Annotated in this window: 1 protein-coding gene; it reads left to right on the top strand. The window is 40.9% G+C overall.

Features of this window, described 5'->3' with window-relative positions:
- Positions 1-1,539, top strand: a 1,539-nt coding sequence (locus tag Q0948_RS14840; RefSeq protein ID WP_298491415.1) for a Calx-beta domain-containing protein, incomplete at both ends; no start/stop codon positions are given.

Raw genomic sequence — 1,539 nt, 5'->3', positions numbered from 1 at the left:
GAAGATGAGATCTTCACAGTAGACGGAACGGTAACAAGTGGCAACACTGACAATACAGACCCAAGTGGAACGGTAACGATTATCGATAATGATGATGCTCCAACCGTGACTATCGAAGATGTGATTGTAAATGAAGATGCTGGTACTGTAACCATTCCTGTAACCTTAAGTAATCCAAGTGATGAGGACACTGTTATTGAGATAGTAACAACGACTGGTACTGCTGGTGAGGATGATTACGAAGAAACAATTGTAACCGTAATAATTCCTGCAGGAGAGACTGAAGGAGAAGTTGTAATTCCTATTGAAGATGATGAGATTGATGAGGATGATGAAATCTTCACTGTAAATGGAACGGTGACTAGCGGTAATACAGATAATGATACCGCTCAAGGCGAAATTACAATTGTAGATAATGATGATGCTCCAACCGTGACTATCGAAGATGTGATTGTAGACGAAGATGCTGGTACGGTAACCATTCCTGTAACCTTGAGTAATCCAAGTGATGAGGATACTGTTATTGAGATAGTAACAACGACGGGTACTGCTGGAGAGGATGATTACGAAGAAACAATTGTAACCGTAATAATCCCTGCTGGAGAAACTACTGGAGAAGTTGTAATTCTTATTGAAGATGATGAGATTGATGAGGATGATGAAATCTTCACTGTAAATGGAACGGTGACTAGCGGTAATACAGATAATGATATCGCTCAAGGCGAAATTACAATTGTAGATAATGATGATGCGCCTACAGTAATCATCGAAGATGTAATTGTAAATGAAGATGCTGGTACGGCAACCGTTTCTGTAATCTTGAGTAACCCAAGTGATGAGGATACTGTTGTTGAGATAGTCACTACGACTGGTACAGCTGGTGAGGATGATTATGAAGAGACGATTGTAACGGTAACGATTCCTGCAGGAGAGACTGAAGGTGAAGTTGTGATTCCTATCGAGGATGATGAACTTGATGAGGGTGATGAGATCTTCACAGTAGACGGAACGGTAACAAGTGGTAACACTGACAATACAGATCCTAGCGGAACGGTAACGATTATCGATAACGATGGTGCTCCAACCGTGACTATCGAAGATGTGATAATAGATGAAGATGCTGGTACTGTAACCATTCCTGTAACCTTAAGTAACCCAAGTGATGAGGATATTGTTATTGAAATAGTAACTGCAACGGGTACTGCTGGTGAGGATGATTATGAAGAAACAATTGTAACCGTAATAATTCCTGCTGGAGAAACTACTGGAGAAGTTGTGATTCCTATTGAAGATGATGAGATTGATGAGGATGATGAAATCTTCACAGTAGACGGAACGGTAACAAGTGGTAACACTGATAATACAGATCCTAGTGGAACGGTAACGATTATCGATAACGATGATGCTCCAACCGTGACTATCGAAGATGTGATTGTAGATGAAGATGCTGGTACGGTAACCATTCCTGTAACCTTAAGTAACCCAAGTGATGAGGACACTGTTATTGAGATAGTAACTACGACGGGTACAGCTGGTGAG

Source organism: uncultured Dokdonia sp. (assembly GCF_947496725.1).
Taxonomy (GTDB): Bacteria; Bacteroidota; Bacteroidia; order Flavobacteriales; family Flavobacteriaceae; genus Dokdonia.
This window is presented reverse-complemented; position numbering and strand designations above follow the sequence as displayed.